We start from the raw sequence: 17,782 nt of genomic DNA on the forward strand, positions 1-17,782 counted from the left end.
AGGGAGGCTTTCGCTCATGCTTTCGACTCTAGCAAGGGACGAGAAATCTCACGCAGGCTTGGCGCATTAAAGCGTAGCGATGTGCGATTATTCCTACGCCAGATGACCTATATCAATGAGATAACATGCGCGGTTTAACTCCTTGTCATGGATGTTCCATCCATCTTATTGTCTCTTGAATGTAGCATGGTAAATCCATAAATTTAGCAATTTTTTTGGTCGGCTTTTGTCGCTGCATATTTGTGGGATTTTCTATACCTATTCAAGGGTGGTTTGCTCGGCTCATATGGGTTAACTGGTCGATTTCAAGCTCATCAAAGCGCTCGATGATGCCGCCGTGGTCGCGCTGAAAAGCCTCCGCATCGTTTCTTGTGGCAAAGGTCGCCAGCGGATGTCCCATGCCGCCGGGCCGCGAATGGCCAGACACGTACCAGGCCTCCTGTGCACTGATAAAGGCACCGTTTTCGGGGTGATCCCAGTCGGTGCGAGCCATGTCATGAACCCAGGCATGGGCAAGGCGTTCGACGTTTTCCGGTTGAAGAAGAAATACCAGCATTTCCGCCGCCGAGCAGAACTTGGTGACCTCGCTGTCACCATCGAGTGCGAGTTCTCCCTTGGGGCCTGGCATGGCCTCGATCAACATCCCGCATACATGGCAGATGTCGTCATCACCGATGGGGGCGGGGCCGATAGTCGTGTCAGAGGTGCCGTCGTTGCAGCCGATCAACAACAGCATCAGGCCACCGATGGCAAAGCGTTGCAGCATAGAAGGAAGGGACATGGGAGTTCTCCAGGCGAGCGTCCTGGCGGACGGAGTGGGGGGGACCGCTGGCAGCAAAAGCCAGCAGCAATAACCCGCAGTAATGGCTGGCAGGCAGCGTCGGCATTCGGCTGAACTAGGCGCGCGGGTTACAGCGCTCGATGCTCGAATCGCCTGATCGCCAGACACAGGGGTAGCAGCACCCAGACGACCTGCAGCAGCGCCAGCAGCAAGGGCGACCTGGGGGTGGCGCTGGCCAGGGCGGTGATCGCGGAGGCCTGATGAGACTCGATCGCCGAGAGCACCAGCAGTCGGAAGCACTCGGCCGGGTTGGCCAGCATCAGCCAGGGCAGCCAGGCCCCTCCCTGGCGCACGCCTACCAGCAGGGCGAGCAGCGCCAGGTCCAGTACCAGCACGAACACGAACCAGGTGATCAGGGCCTGGCTGGCAGCAGCCTGCTTGCTGCCGGCACGGGCGCTGATCCAGTACGCCAGGGCCAGAAACGACCAGCCCAGCAGCACGCTGGAGACGATCAGGGTAGTGAGCCCTGCGGCTACCTCGGCCAGCGCGGTTTCCGGTGTGGCGAAAGCGATGACCACGCCAGCGACTGCAAAGCCGCACACAGTGGCCAGGCCCAGCACCCAGGCGTGGCCCATGAACTTGCCGAGCAGCCAGGTCCGGCGTGACATGGGGTAGGTGGCGAGCAGCAGCAGGGTGCCGCCCTCGTCCTCGCCGACGATGGCGTCGTAGGCCAGCATCAGGGCGATCAGCGGGATCAGCAGCATGGACAGCGTCGACAGGCTGATCAGGGTGGTGGACAGGCCGGTAAAGCCGGTACCACCACTGGCGGCAGCACCGAAGGCGGCGATACCCAGCGCCAGTACCCCCAGCAGCACGGCGATCCCGAGCACCCAGCGGTGGCGCAGGCCGTCACGGAATTCCTTGTGGGCGATGGTCAGTAGAAGGCGCATCAGGGCGTGTCCTCGGCGGATGGTGAGACGGTGGTGTGGTCGGTCTCGTCGATCACCTGGTAGCGGTCGCTGGCGTCGCTCTCGCTGCTCCCGTCACTGCCATTGCCTGGATCGCGGCCGCTGGGGTCCTGGACACGTCGGTACAGTGCCTCGAGGCTGGGGGGGCGAATCTCCAGGTCCTTGAGCCCCTGAAAGGCAGTGCACAGCCTCAAGGCGTTCATGCGGTGCTCCGGGGCCACTTCCAGTCGCAGCCGACCACCGTCCGCCAACGAAGAGCGGGCGGGGATGCCCTCGCGAATCAGCCTTAGTGCCAGATCCTGGGGAGCACCCCGCATCTCGATCACGTAGGGCAGCGCAAAGCGTTCGCGCAGGCTCGCCAGGTCGCCCAGCGCCAGGCACTTGCCCTCGCCGAGGATCAGCGCACGATCGATCACCGGCTCGACCCCCGGCAACAGGTGGGAAGACAGCACCACCGTCACGCCACGCGCCTTCAGCATTCCGATGGTGGCGTAGACCGCCTCGGTGGCGGCGGGGTCGAGCCCGCTGGTGGGCTCGTCGAGCAGCAGCAGCCGAGGCTCGCCAAGCAACGCCTGGGCCAGCCCCAGGCGCTGGCGCATGCCCTTGGACCAGGTCGCCAGGCGTCGGTCGGAGGCCCCACCAAGCCCCACCTGCACCAGCAGCTCGTCCACCTCTGCCGTGGGCCGACCCTTGAGTCGGGCCAGATAGGTGAGGGTCTCTCGCCCGCTCAGGTTAGGGTAGAAGCGGACATTTTCGGGCAGGTAGCCCAGGTGCTGGCGAAAGGCACGGTCACCGGCTCGGTCCGGCCGTTGCCCAAGCACGCTGAGACTTCCCTGGGTGGGCGACAGCAGTCCCAGCATCAGTTTCATGCTGGTGGTCTTGCCGGCGCCGTTGTGGCCGAGCAGGCCGAGCACCTCGCCCCTGTTCACCTCGAGGCTGAGGTGCGACAGGCGGGTCACGCCGCCGTGTTCCAGGCTGACGTCGTCAAAGGCGATAGCGCAGGTTGTGGCGCAGGTCTTGGCGCGGGTCATGGATAGGATGTCCGTGTGGCGGAACGAGGTCTCGAAGGCGTCATCAGGGGAGCGCTGTCGCTGACGCCGGCGGGGCGAAATACCGGGAAGGCGCGCTGTACCCAACGCAGCGCCAGCACCGCCGGGCTGGCCATCAGCACCTTGGCCTCCGGGTGTCGCCACAGCAGCTGGTCCATGGCGTCATTGGGCTGGTAGCGGGTGTCGCCGATGCCGTCCTCGTCAAGGTCCCAGCCCAGGTAGTCGCTCCAGTAGTTGCCGCGACCGTGCTCGGACCATTCCTGCTGTCGAGTGGCCACGTACTTCACCTGGCGGCGATTGTGGATGAGGGCGTTGCCGCTGATGCGGTTGTCCTCGGAGCCTGCGGTCAGGTGAAGCCCGATGTCGCTGTCCTCGAGGCGGTTGCCGCGAATCACGTTGAACTGGGCGTTGTAGACGAAGATGGCCTTGCCATCGCCACCGCTGACCAGGCCCCGGTCATGGGCGTCGCGTGCCTGGCGCACGCCGATGATGTCGTTGTCGATGATCCGGCTTTCGGTGATGTTGTTCATCAGGATGCCGTAGTTGCGATCCTCGATGGAGCGATTGGCCCTCACCGTCAGCCCACGGGACTGCATCAGGGCGTAGCCGGTGCGGGTGTGACGGGTCAGGTTGTTGGTCACGCTATTGTCGTGGGCGTACATGTAGTGGACGCCGTAGCGAAGGTCTTCGAGCAGATTGCCGTCGATCACGCTGTCGCTGCTGGTGTCGATATAGACGCCGTCGCGCACCTGGCGGATATCGTTGCCGGAGACCAGCGCCCGACGCGCATTGAATAGCTGCACGCCGTTGCCGCGGTCCTGGGAGCGTACCCGGGTATCGCCGCGAATCTGATTGTCGAGGACCCGGGCGTCGTCGACGCCATCGAGCCAGATGCCGAAGCCAGGGCCGGACAGCCGGCAACGCTCGATGCTGGCGCCATGGGCGGTCCTTTCCACGTGAACGCCCGCATCCATGGCGGTCAGGTCCGCGCCCCAGTGCTGAAGGGTCAGCCCGGACAGGGAAATGCCAGGTGAGCGCAAGGTCAGCAGGGTCCCGCTGCCGCCGCCATCGATCACCACACCGGCACCGTCGGCGACCAGGCTAAGCGGTTTGTCGATGATCACCGGGCCTGTCGTGTAGTGGCCCGGTGCGAGCCGCAGGATATCGTTGGGCTCGGCCTGCTCGACCCAGCGCTTGAGCGGTGTGCCCGCGGTCACCTTCAGCTCAGCGCCCAGCACCTCGCTGGGACTCAGTATCGCCAGTAGCGCCAACCCTGCGGTCAGGGCCAGCGCCATCGGTGTTGCTCGGCCGGATGCCGAGCCACCTGCAGGAAAGGAGAGAGCTCGAAACATGGTGATGTCGCCTGGGCCGGGCCGAGCGCCATCGGCGCCCGGCCCGGCCGCTCCTCAGGCCTTCTCCACCAGCATGCGACCGAACATTTCCATGTGCATCGCGTGGCAGAACCAGTTGCAGTAGTACCAGTGCACCCCGGCGCGTTCGGCGGTGAAGGTGACGCTGGACGTCTGCTGCGGACCGATCTCCATGGACACGCCATGGTTGACCATGCAGAAGCCGTGGGTCAGGTCTTCGACGGTATCCAGGTTGGTGATCACCACCGTGACCTCGTCACCCTGCTTCACCTTGAATTCGGTGATGCCGTACTGGGGCGCGACCGAGGTCATGTAGACGCGCACCTTGTTGCCGTCGCGGATGACCTTGTTGTCGCTCTCAAGGGTGATACCGTCGGCCTCGGCCATGGCGCGGGTGGGCGCGAAGAACGGATCCTGGCGGTCCCACACCTGGATCGGGTTGAGCTGGTCGGCGCGCATCATGATGGCGTCATGGGGCTCGGCGTAGGTCGGGCCGTCATGCACCAGCTTCATGGTGTCGCCGGAGATGTCGATCAGCTGATCGTTTTCCGGGTGCAGCGGTCCCACCGGCAGGAAGCGGTCCTTGGAGAACTTGCACAGCACCACCAGCCACTTGCCGTCGGCATCGCGGGTCTCGCACAGGCTGGCGTGGTTGTGGCCCGGCTGATAGTGCACGTCGAGCTTCTGGTGGATGTAGTTGACGTCCTCGCCGTTGTAGGCGCGGATCGCCTCCTCGATGTTCCACTTGGCCACCTGGCTGTCGATGAACAGGGTGGTGTAGGCGAAGCCGCGACCGTCGAAGGTGGTGTGCAGCGGCCCCAGGCCCAGCTCTGGCTCGGCGACTACGCTGTCGCGGGGCTCGATCTCGTCGGCGAACAGCGCCGGCAGCTTGTCGATGGCGATGATCGACACCGTCGGCGACAGCTTGCCGTTGGCGATGAAGTACTTGCCGTCGGGTGAGGTATTCAGGCCATGGGGGTTCTTGGGCACCGGAATGTAGCGGGTCAGCGGTGAGCCCTTGCGTCCGTCCAGTACCGGCACCGGGGAGTCGCCCAGGGTCTCGAACTGGCCCTTCTCGACGGCGGCCTCGATGGCTTCGACGTCGTACACCACCACCCAGTCACGCTCGGCACGCATGCTGTCGGCCAGGGTCATGCCCTTCTCGGAGTTGTAGCAGGTCGAGGCAACGAAGCGGCCGGTGTAGTCGGCGTCGGTGTTGTCCAGGTTGCCATCGACGATCACCTGCCAGGCCACCTCCATGGTCTCGGCGTCGATGGCGTTGAACATGGTGTAGTAGTTCGCAGGATTCTCCAGGTCGCGACCGTCGTTGACCTGGGGGATCGGGAACTCGGCGTTGGCGAAGACGTACTTGGTGTAGGGCACCTTCTGCAGACGCAGGCCGTGGATGGCCTGGACGTTGGGAATAGTGGTGACCTTGTCGGTCTTCATGATGTCGAGGCGGATCCGCGCCACCCGGGTATTGGCCTTGTCGTTGATGAACAGGTACTTGCCGTCATAACGACCGTCGGTGAGCGAGGCGTGGGGGTGGTGGGCGTCGCCGTTGTGGAAACGCGCGGACTCGCCGAGGATGTGCTTAGACTCGTTGGTGATGCCCCATCCGGTGGCGCTCTCGGTGTTGAACACCGGAATGCGCATCAACTCGCGCATGGAGGGGATGCCCAGGACCCTCACTTCACCGGAGTGGCCGCCGCTCCAGAAGCCGTAGTATTCGTCGAGTTCACCGGGGGCCACCATGGCGTCGCCTTCACTGGCGCGGGCGCTGCGGCTGCCGAGCAGGGCGCTGGTGCCAACACCGCCGACCACTCCGCTGGCAAGGCCGGCGCCGGCGACGCCGGTCACCGCACTGTTGCGTAGAAAGTGGCGTCGGGCCAGATTCTGGATACTGCGGGAATCGTCACTCACTTCAGTTCTCCTCAAGGCAGGGTATACGCCGCGGGTCGCCGTCCTGGCTTGATCCGCGGGGTTCTGCGTCACCCACGTCGCCGTGCGTCCTCGCCGCATTCCGTTCCAGGCGCTTTCTGCGCTTGACCCGGGGCGGACAGCGACGGTCGTCGTCGTAGGTGATCTGGCAGTCCAGGCAGTAGTGGCACTCCGAGGCCTCGATACGGCCGTCGGGATGGATGGCCACCAGCTCGCAGTCGTTGGCGCAGATCTGGCAGGGCGTGCCGCACTGGCCACGGTGCCGCCTGAGCCAGTCGAAAAGGCGCAGGCGACCGGCGATGGCCAGGCTCGCACCCAGCGGGCAGACGTAGCGGCAGTAGGCCTTGTGCATGAAGGCCGAGCTTGCGATCAGTGCCACGGCGTAGAGCACATAGCCCCAGTCGCGCAGGAAGTGCAGGGTGATGGCGGTCTTGAACGGCTCGACCTCGGCCAGCCGCTCCGCCTGTCCCAGGTCGTAGAAGGACACCCCGACCAGGCCAAACAGGATCAGATACTTCACCACCCACAGCCGCCGGTGCACGGCGAAGGGCAGCGTCAGTTGCGGCACCTTCAGGTGACGGGCGAGCTGGTTGACCAGGTCCTGCAGCGCACCGAAGGGGCATAGCCAGCCGCAGAAGATGCTGCGGCCCCACAGCACCAGAGTGACCGCCACGAAGACCCACAGCACGAACATCAGCGGGTCGATCAGGAAGGCCGACCAGCTGAAGCCATGGCTGGCGGAATTGGCGACGGCAGGGATGACGGCATGGATCAGCGCCAGCACATTGACCACCGAGAGCTGGGCCAGCGACACCCAGCCGATATAGACCAGGGTGTAGAGCAGGAAGGCCTTGCGCAGCAGGCGCGGGCGACGCGCCAGGGCGTCCTGGAACGCCAGGATCAGTGACAGCGTCACCAGTCCAGCACCAAGCCCGATCAGCTCTAGCCGACTCTGCTGCCACATCTCGAGCCACAGCGGGGCGGGCTCCACCGGCTCGGGGCGCTCGATAAAGGCCTCGGGCAGCGCCTGGTCGAGATGAAAGCGGGTGAACTCCTGGGTCAGCGGCCCCGAGGCCCGGCGCACCAGCAGGTTCAGCCGCCAGGGCGTGCCCGGGTCGAAGTGGGCGTCCTCGTGGATCACGAAGATGTCGCGTTCGCTTAGTGCGGGGGCTCCGTCGATGGCCAGGCGCGGCAGGCGGCGCTGGTCGCTGTCGTGGAAGCTGATCGAGGCGTTGCCCTGGACCAGCTCGATACGATCGAAGATGCCGCCGCGCACGTAGCCCGACCCCTTGTAGGAAAAGCTGCCATCGGCGAGCAGGGCAACGGCGTGTTCGCCGGGGGCGAGGCTCGCCATCAACTGGTCGTAGCCGCGCTCGCCGAGCAGATTGCGGCCAACGCTCGGCGCATTGAGGTAGCCCAGGTAAAGATCGATGAAGGTGGCGTCGCGGGGCGGACGCTGGCCGCTCAGGTAGTGCTCCGCCGGGGTGCCGGCGAAGGCGTCATCGACCTCTCCCTGGCGCAGGGTCAGGTGACCCAGTGCCCCCTGGTCGAGCAGTTCCTGCCAGTCGGCGGGCGCGTAGACCTCGTCGCGCACACGGGCGATTGGCGCTGCCGCGGGGTCTTCGATCAGCCCAAGGGCGGCGGCGACCAGGCGTCCTGCCCGCATGATGGTGTCGTTGACCACGATGACGGTCACGGTGGCGCCGGAGATGGCATCGACGTCCTCTCCCACCTCCAGGCGCGACGTCACCGGGGTGCCGAGGTGCTGGTCGGCGAAGTCGTCCAGGCGCTCTGACGGGATACCAACCAGCATGATCGGCTCGGAATGATTGAGCACCTTGGCCAGGCGCAGGCTGGCGGAAGGATCGATGGCGATCAGCAGGTTGACCGGCTTGCCCGAGTAGGCGGGGATCGGCGCGACCTCGGCGCTCTCGAAGGCGTAGCCGACCAGTTCGTCGCCACGGTAGAGCGCATTGACCGGCCACGGCAGGTCGGCCACCGGCTCTATTCTGTCGGTACCGGGAAAGGCCTGCTGAAACAGGGCGAGGTCACCCTTGGCGCTGCCAAGGTCACCGGGATACTGATCGAATTCCAGCGCCAGGGCGGGCAGGCTCAACCACATCGCCAACAGCACGACAAGCAGGCGCAGGAGAGAAGACCAGTGGCGGGGAAATTGGCGGGGGGCTTGGGTCATGGCATGACCTCGAGGCGCAAAGCGCCCCAAGGACGCTTCGCGCACCAGGGTGGGATCAGGGCGTCAGCGACGAGAAGTAGGCGGCGATGTCGGCGATATCCTGATCCGACAGGGCCGCCGCCTGGGGCGCCATGATGGCGGACATGCCACCACCGCGCTGACCCTCGCGGTAGGCCTTGAGCGCGCTTTCCAGGTACGGAGCGTTCTGACCCGCCAGGTTGGGATAGATCGGTCCGGTGGCCTTGCCGTCGGTGCCATGGCAGGCGGCGCAGGCGCCGATCTTGGTTTCACCGGCGGCGGCGTCGCCGGCGGCCTGGGCGTTGAGACTGAACAGACAGGCGGCGCCAAGCGCGGCCAGGGGGATCCATTTCATGATGAGCGCTCCTCGGTCTTGGGGCGTGATACCTGACGCAAGCGGCGTGCGGCTTGGGTCAGGCATCACGGTTTGTGCGGGATGTCCCTTGGGACTCTCGAGTATTGGAGCGCTCAGCGACAATACCCTATGACGTTGGTCAACTTTAGGCGGGGAGAGGTACGTCTTCCGTACTATGCTTGATCGGGATCACTGGGATGGCAGGGGCATCATTGCGGTTGGCTCGCGTTTGCACTACCTCGGGCGAGAACACGCCACAGGGGCAAGCGCCGTGATGCCGCTGCCGTGATTTGATGCAGATCATGTCTGGCTTCGTCTTGCCGGGACGGGCGGATTCGACGTGCGACAATGCCGACAGATGCCGCCGTCGGGCGGTCGTGTCACGAGGGGCCTTGTCGATGTCATCCGATGTTTTGCCGTTTCAGCGTGCGCTGGTCGAGAAGTACGACCGTCCAGGGCCGCGCTACACCTCCTATCCCACCGCGCCGCACTTCCACGACGGTTTCGGTGTCGCCGACTATCGCCAGGCGGTCGAGCGCAGCCAGCAGGGGGAGCCGAAGCCGCTGTCGGTCTACGTCCATGTGCCCTTCTGCGAAAGCCTCTGCTACTACTGTGCCTGCTCCAAGATCATTACGCACAATCGCGAGCGTGCCGCCGACTACCTGGCGCTGCTCAAGCGCGAGATCGCCCTGCAGGCGGCGCTGTTCGACGAGACCCGGGAGCTCAACCAGCTGCACCTGGGTGGGGGCACCCCGACCTTTCTGTCCAATGACCAGCTCAAGGGGCTGATCGACGCCCTGGCGCGCCACTTCCGGTTCGCCCCGGAGCAGCGCCGGGAATTCTCGCTGGAGGTGGATCCGCGTACGGTGACCCCCGCCCAGATCCATGAACTGCGCGAGATGGGCTTCAATCGTCTGAGCTTCGGCGTCCAGGACTTCGATCCGCTGGTGCAGAAGGCGGTCAACCGCGTGCAGAGCGAGGCCCAGGTGGCGGCCCTGGTGGACGCCGCCCGGGACGCCGGCTTCGCCTCGGTGTCGGTGGACCTGATCTATGGGCTGCCGCTGCAGACCCGCGACAGCTTCGACGCCACCCTGGCCAAGGTGGTGGCGCTGAGACCCGACCGCATCGCCGCCTACAGCTACGCCCACCTGCCGTCGCTGTTCAAGGCCCAGCGGCTGATCCGCGACGAGGACATGCCGCCGCCCGGGCGCAAGCTCGAGTTGCTCGAGCTGACCATCGAGCGGCTGACCCAGGCGGGCTACGTCTATATCGGCATGGACCACTTCGCCCTGCCCGAGGACGAACTCAGCAGAGCCCGTCACGACGGTACCCTGCAGCGCAATTTCCAGGGCTACTCGACCCACGCTCAGTGCGACATGATCGGGCTCGGGGTCACCTCCATCGGCAAGGTCGGCGACGCCTACAGCCAGAACGTCAAGACCACCGCCGAGTACGCCGAGCACCTCGAGGCCGGGCGGCTGCCGGTGTTGCGGGGCTATCGGTTGAGCGACGAAGACCAGCTGCGTGCCGAACTGATCACCTCGCTGATGTGTCACGGCGAGGTGCGCTTCGCCGAGTTCGAAGCCCGTCACGCTATCGACTTTCGCACGCATTTCGCCAGCGCCCTCGACCAGCTCGACGAGATGCAGGCCGACGGCTTGATCGAGATCAAGCAGCAAGCGCTCAGGGTACTGCCGGCAGGACGCCTGATGATGCGCAACGTGGCCATGGCCTTCGATGCCTACCTGGTCCCCGGCAGCGGGCGCTTCTCGCGCACCGTCTAGCCGGCTCTATCGCGGCTGCCCCGGGGCGAGACGCCCGGGGTAGGCCGCGCTACCTTTCATGCGCCAAAGCCGAATTAACGATCGGGTCTTCCATGGCCCGATTTTTCGTTTATATTGTGCCGCCGGTCGAAAATTTTACTATATCTGGTAGGGTGCCCGAGCTTATCCGGAGCGCGCATCCGCCCCTTTACGACCCCGTTTATTTGCCGGTAACTTCATCGGAGACAAGCTTTCATGACCACATCCGCCAAGGCCGCCGCCCTGTCGCAGGAGGTTCCCATGCAGGGCCCCTCGTATGACATCTGGGACGCCAAGTATCGCTTGAAGGACCGCCACGGCCAGCCCGTCGACGCCGACCTTCAGGCCACCTGGGACCGCGTGGCCAAGGCGCTGGCCGCCGTCGAGGGCGACGCCGCCGACAAGTGGCTGCCGAAGTTTCGCTGGGCGCTGGAAAACGGCGCCGTGCCGGCAGGCCGGATCACCTCCAACGCCGGAGCCGAGGGCTACAAGCCCGCGGTCAGCCTGATCAACTGCACGGTATCGCGGACCATTCGCGACTCCATGCACGACATCCTCGACAGCGTGGTGGATGCGGGCATGACGCTCAAGGCCGGCTGCGGCATCGGCTACGAGTTCTCCACCCTGCGCCACAAGGGCGCCTTCGTGTTCGGCGCCGGTGCCGGCACCAACGGCCCCCTGGCGTTCATGGATATCTACGACAAGATGTGCTTTACGGTGGCCTCCGCCGGCGGCCGTCGTGGCGCCCAGATGGGCACCTTCGACGTCGGTCATCCCGACGTGCGCGACTTTATCGAGGCCAAGCGCGAGGCCGGTCGCCTGCGCCAGTTCAACCTGAGCCTGCTGATCACCGACGAGTTCATGGAAGCGGTGAAACAGGACGCCGACTGGCCGCTGGCCTTCCCGCTGCACGAGGGCGAGAAGGGCGACGTCGATGACAGCGAGCTGATCTACCGCGACTGGCCGGTGATCGAGGACGGCTACACCCAGGACGCCGAAGGCCGCGTAGCCTGCCGCGTGGTCGAGGTGATCAAGGCCCGCGAGCTGTGGGACACCATCATGCGTTCCACCTATGACTACGCCGAGCCCGGGTTCATCCTGATCGACCAGGTCAATCGCATGAACAACAACTGGTTCTGCGAAGAGATCCGCGCCACCAACCCCTGCGGCGAGCAGCCGCTGCCGCCGGAGGGCGCCTGCCTGCTGGGGTCGGTCAACCTGACCCGCTTCGTGATCGATCCGTTCGGCGACAAGCCGCGCTTCGACTGGGACAAGTACCGCGAGGTGGTGGCGATCTTCACCCGCATGCTCGACAACGTGGTCGAGATCAGCGGCCTGCCGCTGTCCGGCCAGCGCCGCGAGATCGAGGCCAAGCGCCGCCACGGCATGGGTTTCCTCGGCCTCGGCTCGACCATGACCATGCTCAAGATGCCCTACGGCTCGGCCGAGTCGCTGGGCTTCACCGAGGAAGTCAGCCGAGTGCTGGCCGTGGAGGGCTGGAAGCAGGCGCTGGAGCTGTCCCGCGAGAAGGGCATGGCCCCGATCCTCGAGCAGGAGTTCGAGCTGACGCCGAAGATGCTGCGCGAGCGTCCCGAGCTCGGCCGCGACGGCTATGAGGTCGGCGACAAGGTGCCCGGGCGCATCCTGCACGCGCGCTACAGCCGCTATATGCAGAAGATCGCAGAGGTCGAGCCGCAGCTGGTGGCGGAGCTGGCCGAGCACGGTGCGCGCTTCACCCACCACTCGTCGATCGCCCCCACCGGGACGATCAGCCTGTCGCTGGGCAACAACGCCTCCAACGGTATCGAGCCGTCGTTCTCCCATCGCTACTTCCGCAACGTGATCCAGGCCGGCAAGAAGACCAAGGAGCAGGTCGAGGTGGTGTCCTTCGAGCTTGCCGCTTACCGCCACTTCATGCACGCCGACGCGGTGGAAAGCGACCTGCCCGACTACTTCATCACCGCCGACGCGGTGACCCCCAAGCAGCACGTGGCGGTGCAGGCCGCGGCCCAGGCCTGGGTCGACTCGGCGATCTCCAAGACCGTCAACGTGCCCACCGACTTTGCCTTCGAGGCGTTCAAGGACCTGTACCTGGACGCCTACCAGAGCCGTCTCAAGGGCTGCACCACCTTCCGCTTCAACCCGGAGGCCTTCCAGGGCGTGCTGGTGCGCGAGGATGACCTCAAGAACACCACCTATATCTTCGAGCTGGAGAACGGCGAGACCCTCGAACTCAAGGGCGACGAGACGGTGATCTACGACGGTGAGGAACACAACGCCGCCAACCTCTACGACGGCTTGAAGGAGGGGACCTATGGCAAGTGGTAATCGGTCCAGCGGCAAGCCAGCCTGCCTGCCAGTCGGCGAGCCGCAATATCATGCCTGGGTCGTGAGCGTGTCACGCCCGCATCATCTTTCTGGAGGAGCCCGCTGATGGCTGTCGAAATCAATTCCAAGATCGTGGGCTACCGCGTCAAGAGCGAAGAGGCCGCCCCCGCGCCGGCCCCGCTGCCCGAGGAAAACCCGCTGACCATGCGCATCCCCTCGCGCCCCGAGGGAACGCTGGAGGCGGTGTCCGAGAAGATCTCCTACGTCGGCGCCGAAGGCCGCAAGAAGGTCTACCTGCTGGTGTCCTTCATGCCGGTGGAAGGCGTGCTCAACGGCCAGCGGGTGATCATCGAGCGCCCGGTGGAGTTCTTCTTCCCCTCCGGTCAGCTGTCCAGTGAGCACCAGTGGATCACCGCCACCATGCGCAGCCTGTCGCTGGCGGCCCGCGGCGGCTACGTCACCCAGGCGGTGGCGGATCTGCGCAAGGTGGCTTGGGACAAGGGCCTGGTGCGCTGCGGCATGAACCGCTGGAACAAGCCGATGTTCCACGACTCCGAGGTCGCCGCCATCGCCTGGTCGATCCAGCAGATCCTCTACCGTCGCGGCTTTCTCGATATCGACGGGAACCAGGTGCCGGTGGAGGACCTGGTCAGCCGTTACGCCCGACGCCAGGCCTCCGGCCACGGCTGGTACCCCGCCGAGGTCGAGGACGAGACCCCGAGCGGCGCGGTCGAGCCGCTGGATGGCAAGCCTGCCGAGTCCGCCGCCGAAGGCGCCGGCCCCGCCGTGGTCGGCAACTGCCCCGAGTGTCGCGGCGAGCTGATCATGATGGACGGCTGCCCCACCTGCTACGCCGGCTGCGGCTGGTCGAAGTGTGGCTAGTCGACGTTTGGTTGGAAAGCACGACTAGAATACGTGGCTAGAAAGCACGGCTGGCGCGCGAATAGGCCAGCGTCACAACGATGGGCCCTTCGGGGCCCATCGTTGTGTCTGGAGGGGGGTGTCGTTCAGCCAGCGTCGTGACAGCAGGCGCTATGACGCCCCAGGCGGCTGAGCCTGGCCGGAGCGGGTGATGTTGTAGACGGGGTGGCCGCAGGGGCAGTGGTGGTTGATGAACCGGCTGCGGAAAAAACGGATGTCGAACTCCCGGACGTAGCTGGTCTTGTGGGCGGCCAGCACGATGTCAAAGGCGTAGTCGCGGTGGGCCTCGCCCCGACTCTGGGCGTCCAGGTAGGGCGTGTAGTCGGTGGTGATATGCAACTGGAGATGGGCTTCGCACAGGTGCCCGGTGAAGTAGGGCAACACACGTATCTGGCTTTCCTCCTTGGGCGCCGAGGGTTCGGGCATGCCAGTCACGTTGCCGATGATCACCTTGCGAGAATCCAGCACGAACATGCAGAGGCCGCTGCCGGTGCCAAGCAGGCTGCCAAGGTAGAGGGTTTCGGCATGGTCACCCTCTATCAGCTTGCGCATGGCGTGGACGGTGAAGCGATAGCTCTGCCAGTGGCACCACTGTGCTGCTCGTTGCAGTCGGTGATAGACACTAGCCCCGACGCTGCGACGCGCAAACCCGGCCAGGCGCTGGCGCAGACGGGATTGGCCCAGATAGAAGGCATAGTACCAGGCCACCAGTTTCGTAAACGCCAGGCAGATGATCGCAATGGTAAGGGTAACCAGCGACGTCTGAAGGAAGGGCTCGCCGAAGGGCTCGCCTTGGGTGTCTGGGTTGGCGTAAGGAGAAGCGGAGGGGGCAGAGAAAGCGTGCAGGAGGTAGAGCACAGCGAAGACCGGGAGGGCGGCCCCAAAGCCGGCGATGGCGCTGCGCAATGTCAGCTGTTGTCCGTTGGCACGAATGACGTAGCGTCGCCAGGAAGGGATCGAATGGCATAGCAGAAAGCCGGCCACCAGCAGGACGAAAGGTGGCAGCAGCTTGATGCCGCTCATTCCGGCTTGCTGTCCCTGCGATCGAGGCTGCGGCGAAGGGCTCTGACGTTGCTCTTGACCTTGCGCGACCGCACCAGCTCGGCGCTGTCCACGGAGACGGCGCCGCGATGCGATATCTTCATGCTACGCAGGTGGCCACCCTCTTTGGCCTTGAGGTAGCCTTCGAAGCTGGTTTCGATGGACATCGTTGCTCCTTTTCCGCTTGTGAACTTGATGCTCTGCGGAACCTGGGTGAAGCCAAGGGGCCGAACCCTATGATGTCCGCAGTGTAGCAGAGTTCCCATTTCGACCCCGGCATTCGGCTGTGTCAGAGCGTTCAACGAGCGCTACGCCAGAGGGCTTGATGGGCGTCATGAACCGAGGGCGACGGGATCGCTAGCATGACCCGGCGGCGTCGTGCCGCTTGACCAGGAACCCGTCATGTCGCTGTCACCGCTCGGCTCGCTGTCGTTGCCTTCTCTTGCCCTTCCTGCCTTGCCCACCCTTCCTTCGCTGTCGTCGTCGTTGACGTCCGGCGCCTTGACCCGGGTGCCCCATCGTCTGCATCTGTCACTGATGCGCCGTCTCGGCCCGCTGCCCCTGCCGCTGTTGCGCACGAGTCTCGAGCCCTGGCTCAACCGCACCCTGGCAGAGCCGCTGGCCGACGGTGAGTTCGACGTGCTTGAAGGGCGCCGTGTATGTCTGTCCATCGACGATCTGGCGCTGGCGGTCACCCTGACGCTTACGCACGGGCGCCTGCAGGTCACCGACGCGCCCTGGGAGGTGAAGGTGGCGGGGGGCTGGCGCGAGTTCGCCTGCCTGGCCAGCCGTGAGGAGGACCCGGACAGCCTGTTCTTCCAGCGCCGGCTGTGCCTGGAGGGTGACACCGAACTGGGGCTGACGGTGAAGAACTTGCTGGATGGCCAGGAAATGGAACTGCTGCATCCCTACCTGCTCGAGGTGCTGGGGCAGCTGCAGCGCTGGCTGCCCCGCCAGGCCTAGGCTCCTTGCTGACGGGTAGCGCAGGAGGCCGGCGAACCGGCCTCCTGAGTGAGGTGGCGTGGGAGGGAAGGGGCTTTCAGTCTTCCAGCACCGGCGCCAGATCCATCCCTGCCTGGCCGTGCCAGTAGCCGTTGCACAGCTCGGCGTCGACCAGCGCCAGCGGCGAGGGCGCCGGGTAGCGTCCCTGGCGGGCCAGGTCGAAGTCCGCCACCACCTCATCCATCCCCTCTGAACGCGGACTTAGCCGGGCCGTGGTGACGCCCATTGTGGCCATCTCGGCAAGCTCGTGGCGCAGGTCCTGACAGGCCCCGGACAGGGTCTGGATACCGTTCAGGGTGAACAGTCGACGGCTGTCGTCCTGGGTGGTCAGCGACAGCCCTTCCGGATAGTCCTGGCAGACGAACTGGCAGCGATCCTTGGGGTGCTGATGGTGACGCGCGGTAAAGCAGCGCGGCGACCAGGCCAGCGGCAGGTGGCCGTAGGCCAGCACCTCGCAGTCCAGCGCCAGCCCCGCCTCGCGGGCGTCAGACAGCAGCCGGGCCAGGTCGGCGCCGGGCAACTCCACCGGGGCGACGAAGCGGAACATGCCGGCGCGCTTGAGGATCTCCAGGGTCGGCACATTGTAGAGGTTGAGCGCCGGGCCGCCGACGAAGGGCAGGCCCGCCTCGGACAGCCGGTGCACCGCGCTCATGTCGTTGGCCTCGACCAGGAAGTCGCCGTTGTCGCACAGCCTGGTCAGGTCGCGCAGGTCGGCGTTGGACTCGATCAGGGTCTGCGAACCGAGGATCACCTGCTTGCCGGCGGCGGCCAGCTGGTGGCCGATCTCCAGCCAGTCGGCGAGCTTCATGTCGCGCCGTCGCGAGCACACGGTCTCGCCTAGGGTGACGCTGGCCAGCGGCCAGTGGCAGGCCTGTTCATAGAAGGCGAAGTAGCGCTCGCGGGTCCAGTAGAAGGACACCGGGCCAAGGCTCAATTCCAGTGAAGCAGCGGTCATCTCGCCTCCTGTCATTTCCAGTCGCGCTCGTAGGCGCCGAGAGTATGGGTGGAGCCTTCGGCCAGCGGCGCCAGGGCGGCGCTCCAGTCGGCCTGGGGGCGATAGTCGTCGCCGGCCCGGTCCAGATGGTCCAGTGCCTGGCGCCACACGCGGGTGACGCTGGCCACATAGGCCGGACTGCGCTGACGACCCTCGATCTTGATCGCCTTGATGCCCAGCGCCGCCAGCTGGGGCAGCAGGTCCAGGGTGCTGAGGCTGGTCGGCGCCTCGATGGCGTGGCCGACGTCGCCCTCGACGTTGAAGCGTCCCTTGCACAGGGTCGGGTAGCCGGCCTGTTCGTCGGCGCGGTAGCGATCGATCAAGACGCCGTTCAGGCGCGATTCGCGTCCGCTGGCGGTCTCTTCCCAGCGCACGTGGGCCGCCGGCGAGCACACGCCGTGGGTGTTGGGCGACTCGCCGGTCAGGTAGGACGACAGATAGCAGCGGCCCTCGGCCATGATGCACAGGCTGCCGAAGGCGAACACCTCGAGCTCCACCGGGCTGTGGCGGGCCAGGTCGCGCACCTGGTGGATCGACAGCACCCTGGGCAGCACCGCACGGCGGATGCCGAACTCGCGGTGGTAGAAGGCCAGCGCCTCGTGGCTGGTGGCGGAGCCTTGCACCGACAGGTGGCGGGGGATGTCCGGGTGGCGTTCGGCGGCGTAGGCCAAAAGGCCCGGATCGGCCAGGATCAGGGCGTCGACCTGAAGCGAAGCCGCCTGGTCCACCGCCGCGCGCCACTGGGCCAGGCTCGACTGCTGCGGGTAGGTATTGATCGCGCAGAACACCCGGCAGCCCCGGGCGTGGGCGTAGTCGATACCTTCCCGGGCGCGCTTGTCGGTGAAGTTCAGCCCGGCGAACTGGCGGGCGTTGGTGGCGTTCTGAAAGCCGAAGTAGACCGCGTTGGCGCCCTCGTCCACGGCGCGCTTCAAAGCGGGCAGGCTACCCGCGGGACAGACCAGTTCCATGTCGATCTCCGAGCGAAGAGAGGCGCCATGCTAGCCCCACGCGGACACCG

The 17,782-nt window shown here is 65.5% G+C and carries 15 protein-coding genes; 4 read left to right on the forward strand and 11 right to left on the reverse strand.

Features of this window, described 5'->3' with window-relative positions; all coding sequences use genetic code 11:
* Nucleotides 1-262 precede the first annotated feature (262 nt).
* The 7 genes from KUV74_RS11345 to KUV74_RS11375 form a co-directional block, all read right to left on the reverse strand.
* Nucleotides 263-781 carry a nitrous oxide reductase accessory protein NosL gene (locus tag KUV74_RS11345; protein ID WP_222516347.1) on the reverse strand — a complete coding sequence of 173 codons (519 nt, stop codon included), beginning with the start codon at nt 779-781 and terminating at the stop codon, nt 263-265.
* A 128-nt stretch (nt 782-909) separates the two neighbouring features.
* Nucleotides 910-1,731 (reverse strand): ABC transporter permease, encoded by an 822-nt coding sequence (locus KUV74_RS11350; protein ID WP_222516348.1) that lies wholly within the window; start codon nt 1,729-1,731, stop codon nt 910-912.
* Nucleotides 1,731-2,780: an ABC transporter ATP-binding protein gene (locus KUV74_RS11355; RefSeq protein WP_222516349.1), complete on the reverse strand. Its 1,050-nt coding sequence runs from the start codon at nt 2,778-2,780 to the stop codon at nt 1,731-1,733. Before KUV74_RS11355 ends, KUV74_RS11350 begins: the two co-directional genes overlap by 1 nt.
* Nucleotides 2,777-4,150: a nitrous oxide reductase family maturation protein NosD gene (locus KUV74_RS11360; RefSeq protein ID WP_249743040.1), complete on the reverse strand. Its 1,374-nt coding sequence runs from the start codon at nt 4,148-4,150 to the stop codon at nt 2,777-2,779. Before KUV74_RS11360 ends, KUV74_RS11355 begins: the two co-directional genes overlap by 4 nt.
* A 54-nt stretch (nt 4,151-4,204) precedes the next feature.
* A complete protein-coding gene (nosZ, locus tag KUV74_RS11365) occupies nt 4,205-6,091 on the reverse strand; it encodes a TAT-dependent nitrous-oxide reductase (RefSeq protein WP_253554425.1) in 1,887 nt (628 codons plus the stop codon).
* A gap of 1 nt (nt 6,092) precedes the next feature.
* Nucleotides 6,093-8,303 (reverse strand): NosR/NirI family protein, encoded by a 2,211-nt coding sequence (locus tag KUV74_RS11370; protein ID WP_261395329.1) that lies wholly within the window; start codon nt 8,301-8,303, stop codon nt 6,093-6,095.
* A 55-nt stretch (nt 8,304-8,358) separates the two neighbouring features.
* Nucleotides 8,359-8,676: a c-type cytochrome gene (locus KUV74_RS11375; RefSeq protein ID WP_045993538.1), complete on the reverse strand. Its 318-nt coding sequence runs from the start codon at nt 8,674-8,676 to the stop codon at nt 8,359-8,361.
* 398 nt (nt 8,677-9,074) lie between these two features.
* On the opposite strand from KUV74_RS11375, the gene hemN reads away from it, so the two are divergent.
* The 3 genes from hemN (at nt 9,075) to KUV74_RS11390 (ending at nt 13,688) form a co-directional block, all read left to right on the forward strand.
* Nucleotides 9,075-10,460: an oxygen-independent coproporphyrinogen III oxidase gene (gene hemN / locus KUV74_RS11380; protein ID WP_108132103.1), complete on the forward strand. Its 1,386-nt coding sequence runs from the start codon at nt 9,075-9,077 to the stop codon at nt 10,458-10,460.
* Between the two features lie 234 nt (nt 10,461-10,694).
* Nucleotides 10,695-12,806 carry an adenosylcobalamin-dependent ribonucleoside-diphosphate reductase gene (locus tag KUV74_RS11385; RefSeq protein ID WP_213230902.1) on the forward strand — a complete coding sequence of 704 codons (2,112 nt, stop codon included), beginning with the start codon at nt 10,695-10,697 and terminating at the stop codon, nt 12,804-12,806.
* A 105-nt stretch (nt 12,807-12,911) separates the two neighbouring features.
* On the forward strand, nt 12,912-13,688 hold the full coding sequence (locus tag KUV74_RS11390) for a ribonucleoside-diphosphate reductase (RefSeq protein WP_108448631.1): 777 nt from the start codon (nt 12,912-12,914) through the stop codon (nt 13,686-13,688).
* Nucleotides 13,689-13,838: 150 nt separating this feature from the next.
* Here the strand turns inward: KUV74_RS11390 and KUV74_RS11395 are convergent, their stop codons facing one another.
* A complete protein-coding gene (locus tag KUV74_RS11395) occupies nt 13,839-14,750 on the reverse strand; it encodes a hypothetical protein (protein ID WP_108132106.1) in 912 nt (303 codons plus the stop codon).
* Nucleotides 14,747-14,935 carry a hypothetical protein gene (locus KUV74_RS11400; RefSeq protein ID WP_045993533.1) on the reverse strand — a complete coding sequence of 63 codons (189 nt, stop codon included), beginning with the start codon at nt 14,933-14,935 and terminating at the stop codon, nt 14,747-14,749. The genes KUV74_RS11395 and KUV74_RS11400 overlap by 4 nt, the downstream gene beginning before the upstream one ends.
* A 235-nt stretch (nt 14,936-15,170) precedes the next feature.
* On the opposite strand from KUV74_RS11400, the gene KUV74_RS11405 reads away from it, so the two are divergent.
* Nucleotides 15,171-15,731 carry an SCP2 domain-containing protein gene (locus KUV74_RS11405; RefSeq protein ID WP_231498581.1) on the forward strand — a complete coding sequence of 187 codons (561 nt, stop codon included), beginning with the start codon at nt 15,171-15,173 and terminating at the stop codon, nt 15,729-15,731.
* 76 nt (nt 15,732-15,807) lie between these two features.
* Here KUV74_RS11405 and KUV74_RS11410 read toward each other — a convergent pair whose 3' ends face one another.
* Together KUV74_RS11410 and KUV74_RS11415 are read right to left on the reverse strand one after the other, a co-directional pair.
* Nucleotides 15,808-16,725: a U32 family peptidase gene (locus KUV74_RS11410; RefSeq protein WP_222516350.1), complete on the reverse strand. Its 918-nt coding sequence runs from the start codon at nt 16,723-16,725 to the stop codon at nt 15,808-15,810.
* 11 nt (nt 16,726-16,736) lie between these two features.
* The gene (locus tag KUV74_RS11415) at nt 16,737-17,732 is read right to left on the reverse strand and encodes a peptidase U32 family protein (protein ID WP_108132108.1); all 996 of its coding nucleotides are present in this window, start codon (nt 17,730-17,732) and stop codon (nt 16,737-16,739) included.
* Nucleotides 17,733-17,782 lie beyond the last annotated feature (50 nt).

Source organism: Halomonas sp. DP1Y21-3 (genome assembly GCF_019801245.1).
GTDB classification, from domain to species: Bacteria; Pseudomonadota; Gammaproteobacteria; order Pseudomonadales; family Halomonadaceae; genus Halomonas; species Halomonas litopenaei.

Bases quoted from the DNA above. Each gene is read 5' to 3' on its own strand.
- KUV74_RS11345 (WP_222516347.1), bottom strand. From the start codon at position 781: ATGTCCCTTCCTTCTATGCTGCAACGCTTTGCCATCGGTGGCCTGATG.
- KUV74_RS11350 (WP_222516348.1), bottom strand. From the start codon at position 1,731: ATGCGCCTTCTACTGACCATCGCCCACAAGGAATTCCGTGACGGCCTG.
- KUV74_RS11355 (WP_222516349.1), bottom strand. From the start codon at position 2,780: ATGACCCGCGCCAAGACCTGCGCCACAACCTGCGCTATCGCCTTTGAC.
- KUV74_RS11360 (WP_249743040.1), bottom strand. From the start codon at position 4,150: ATGTTTCGAGCTCTCTCCTTTCCTGCAGGTGGCTCGGCATCCGGCCGA.
- KUV74_RS11370 (WP_261395329.1), bottom strand. From the start codon at position 8,303: ATGACCCAAGCCCCCCGCCAATTTCCCCGCCACTGGTCTTCTCTCCTG.
- KUV74_RS11375 (WP_045993538.1), bottom strand. From the start codon at position 8,676: ATGAAATGGATCCCCCTGGCCGCGCTTGGCGCCGCCTGTCTGTTCAGT.
- hemN (WP_108132103.1), top strand. From the start codon at position 9,075: ATGTCATCCGATGTTTTGCCGTTTCAGCGTGCGCTGGTCGAGAAGTAC.
- KUV74_RS11385 (WP_213230902.1), top strand. From the start codon at position 10,695: ATGACCACATCCGCCAAGGCCGCCGCCCTGTCGCAGGAGGTTCCCATG.
- KUV74_RS11390 (WP_108448631.1), top strand. From the start codon at position 12,912: ATGGCTGTCGAAATCAATTCCAAGATCGTGGGCTACCGCGTCAAGAGC.
- KUV74_RS11395 (WP_108132106.1), bottom strand. From the start codon at position 14,750: ATGAGCGGCATCAAGCTGCTGCCACCTTTCGTCCTGCTGGTGGCCGGC.
- KUV74_RS11400 (WP_045993533.1), bottom strand. From the start codon at position 14,935: ATGTCCATCGAAACCAGCTTCGAAGGCTACCTCAAGGCCAAAGAGGGT.
- KUV74_RS11405 (WP_231498581.1), top strand. From the start codon at position 15,171: ATGTCGCTGTCACCGCTCGGCTCGCTGTCGTTGCCTTCTCTTGCCCTT.
- KUV74_RS11410 (WP_222516350.1), bottom strand. From the start codon at position 16,725: ATGACCGCTGCTTCACTGGAATTGAGCCTTGGCCCGGTGTCCTTCTAC.
- KUV74_RS11415 (WP_108132108.1), bottom strand. From the start codon at position 17,732: ATGGAACTGGTCTGTCCCGCGGGTAGCCTGCCCGCTTTGAAGCGCGCC.